The 3542-nt window shown below is 70.3% G+C and carries 3 protein-coding genes; all 3 read left to right on the top strand.

Features of this window, described 5'->3' with window-relative positions:
- A partial coding sequence (locus IE312_RS15535; RefSeq protein ID WP_189982147.1) for a sodium-translocating pyrophosphatase occupies positions 1-2344 on the top strand: 2344 nt, incomplete at its 5' end.
- A 365-nt stretch (positions 2345-2709) separates the two neighbouring features.
- Positions 2710-3321: a small secreted protein gene (locus tag IE312_RS15540; RefSeq protein WP_229899814.1), complete on the top strand. Its 612-nt coding sequence runs from the start codon at positions 2710-2712 to the stop codon at positions 3319-3321.
- A gap of 61 nt (positions 3322-3382) precedes the next feature.
- The coding region (locus IE312_RS40265; RefSeq protein WP_440862360.1) for a DUF7059 domain-containing protein at positions 3383-3542 on the top strand (160 nt) is incomplete at its 3' end.

The following is a 3542-nucleotide window of genomic DNA, read 5'->3' on the forward strand; positions in this document are numbered from 1 at the left end:
GACCGACGACAACCGGATCATCGTGGCCGCCATCGCGGCGGTCGCCGTGGCCGCGCTGGTGGTCGCGGGGATCCTGGTCCGCCAGGTGCTGGCAGCCGGCGAGGGCACCGACAGCATGAAACGGATCGCCGAGGCGGTCCAGGAAGGTGCCAAGGCGTATCTGGCCCGGCAGCTGCGCACGCTCGGCGTATTCGCCGTCGTCGTCTTCTTCCTGCTCATGCTGCTGCCCGCGGACGACTGGAATCAGCGGGCCGGCCGCTCGGTGTTCTTCCTGATCGGAGCGGCGTTCTCGGCGGCCACCGGCTATATCGGCATGTGGCTCGCCGTACGCAGCAATGTGCGGGTCGCCGCGGCGGCCCGGGAAGCAACCCCGGCGGAAGGCGAACCGGAAAAGGATCTCACCACCGTCTCGCACACCGCGATGAAGATCGCGTTTCGCACGGGCGGCGTCGTCGGCATGTTCACGGTGGGGCTCGGCCTGCTGGGCGCCTCCTGCGTGGTGCTGGTGTACGCCGCCGACGCGCCGAAGGTGCTGGAGGGCTTCGGCCTCGGCGCCGCCCTGATCGCGATGTTCATGCGGGTGGGCGGCGGCATCTTCACCAAGGCCGCCGACGTCGGCGCCGACCTGGTCGGCAAGGTCGAACAGGGCATTCCGGAGGACGACCCGCGCAATGCCGCGACCATCGCCGACAACGTGGGCGACAACGTCGGCGACTGCGCGGGCATGGCGGCCGACCTCTTCGAGTCGTACGCCGTGACCCTGGTGGCCGCGCTGATCCTCGGCAAGGCCGCCTTCGGCGACTCCGGGCTGGCCTTCCCGCTGCTGGTGCCGGCCATCGGCGTGCTCACCGCGATGATCGGCATCTTCGCGGTCGCCCCGCGCCGCGCCGACCGCAGCGGCATGACGGCGATCAACCGCGGTTTCTTCATCTCCGCGGTGATCTCGCTCGCGCTGGTGGCGATCGCGGTCTTCGTCTACCTGCCGTCGAAGTACTCCGCCCTCAAGGGCGTCACCGACGCGGCGATCAAGGGCAAGGACGGCGATCCGCGCGTCCTGGCGCTGGTGGCGGTGGCCATCGGCATCCTGCTCGCCGCGGTCATCCAGCAGCTGACCGGCTACTTCACCGAGACCAGCCGCCGCCCGGTGCGGGACATCGGCAAGACGTCCCTCACCGGACCCGCCACCGTCGTCCTCTCCGGCATCTCGTTGGGCCTGGAGTCGGCCGTCTACACCGCGCTGCTCATCGGGCTCGGCGTGTACGGCGCGTTCCTGCTCGGCGGTACGTCGATCATGCTGGCGCTGTTCGCGGTGGCGCTGGCCGGCACCGGTCTGCTCACCACGGTCGGCGTGATCGTCGCCATGGACACCTTCGGACCGGTCTCCGACAACGCCCAGGGCATCGCCGAGATGTCCGGCGACGTCGAGGGCGCGGGCGCGCAGGTGCTCACCAGCCTGGACGCGGTCGGCAACACCACGAAGGCCATCACCAAGGGCATCGCCATCGCCACCGCCGTCCTGGCCGCGGCGGCGCTGTTCGGGTCGTACCGCGACGCGATCACCACCAATGTGCAGGACGTCGGCGCGAAGCTGTCCGGGCCCGGTTCGCCGCTCAGCCTGTCGCTGGACATCTCGCAGCCCAACAACCTCGTCGGCCTGGTCGCGGGCGCCGCGGTCGTCTTCCTGTTCTCAGGACTGGCCATCAACGCGGTGTCGCGCTCGGCGGGTTCCGTGGTGTTCGAGGTGCGGCGGCAGTTCCGCGAGCACCCCGGGATCATGGACTACACCGAGAAACCCGAGTACGGCCGGGTCGTCGACATCTGTACCAAGGACGCCCTGCGGGAGCTGGCCACGCCGGGTCTGCTCGCCGTCATGGCGCCGATCTTCATCGGGTTCACGCTCGGTGTCGGCGCGCTCGGCTCCTACCTCGCCGGCGCGATCGGGGCGGGCACGCTGATGGCGGTGTTCCTGGCCAACTCCGGCGGCGCCTGGGACAACGCCAAGAAGCTGGTGGAGGACGGTCACCACGGCGGCAAGGGCAGCGAGGCCCACGCGGCCACGGTGATCGGGGACACGGTCGGCGACCCCTTCAAGGACACCGCCGGCCCCGCGATCAACCCGCTGCTGAAGGTCATGAACCTGGTCTCGCTGCTCATCGCACCGGCGGTGATCAAGTTCTCCTACGGCGACGACAAGAACCTCGGCGTGCGGATCGGGATCGCGGTCCTCGCCCTGCTGGTGATCGTCGTGGCCGTGTACATCTCCAAGCGGCGCGGTATCACCGTCGGTGAGGAGGAGAGCGCCCAGCGCGTCGCCAACTCGCCGGACGCCGCGGTGCTTTCGTAGGACCGGTCGGCAAGACCTGGCCAACGGGCGGGCGGACGGCGCGTTCTGACGCGCCGGCCGCCCGCTTCCTCGTGTGCTCACCCACGAGCGCTCATCTCCGGGTGCTCCCCCACGTGCGCTCACCTCCGCGTGCTCAGCCACGTGCGCTCACGCACGTGCACTCACCCACGTGTGCTCACCCACGTGTGCTCACCCACGTGTGCTCACCCACGTGTGCTCACCCACGTGTGCTCACCCACGTCGTGAGCCTTCTCTCCCGTGGTGCGAAAGGTCACAAAAGCTGACTTACGGCTCACCCGGCAGGGGGTCGGGGCGCGTTCGCGTGTAGATTCCGGGGGCCGAGAGCCATGGAAGGGACCGATCCGGTGAACAAGAAGCTCGCGGCCGCACTGTCCGGCGGTGCGGTACTGGTAGTGGCGGTGTCGGGATGCGGCAGCAGCGGCGAGAAGGGGCCCGACCCCAAGCTGGTGTCCTGGGCCAAGACCGTGTGCGACGCGGTGCCCGCGCCGAACGCCAAGATCAGGTCGGCCAACGCCGCGATAGCGGCCATCGCCACGGACAGCAACCTCCCGCCGAAGAGCGCCCAGAAGACGTACGCGGAGGCCTTCCAGGACATGGCCGACGGCTACAAGGCGCTCGCGGGTGCCCTCGACACGGCCGGCGCGCCCCCCGGTGTGGACGGTGGCGCCAAGCTGCAGCGGGACGCCGCCAAGAACCTCGCCGGCCTCTCCGCGTCGTACACGGAGCTGAAGAAGAAGGTCGACGGGCTCGACACCAAGGACCAGGGCAAGTTCGCCCGCGGTCTCAAGGACGTCGCCGGCCAGTCCAAGGAGATCGGCAAGCAGAGCGACAGCGGCACCGAAGCGCTGAAGCGGCTGGAGCAGGAGGACGTCAAGCAGGCGATGGCCAAGCAGCCCAGCTGCAAGGTCGCCGCTTCCTCCGCCGCGTCCCCGTCGGCTCCGGCGACCGCGAACTGACACCGGCGGACGTCGCGCGCGCAGTCGGCCCCGGGTGGCCGTCGCGGGCCACAATGGGGGCGTGACTGACTCCGGACTCGCTCCCCTGCCCGCTCCCGACCGGCCCGACAGCGCCGCGCGCCTGAGGGACGCGCTGCTGGCCGCCGCCTTCACCGCAGACGGGCTGCTCGATCTGCTCGGCCCCGCCGCGTACGCGGCGCTGGCCCGCAGCGAGACCGTGC

Source organism: Streptomyces capoamus (assembly GCF_014654935.1).
GTDB classification, from domain to species: Bacteria; Actinomycetota; Actinomycetes; order Streptomycetales; family Streptomycetaceae; genus Streptomyces; species Streptomyces capoamus.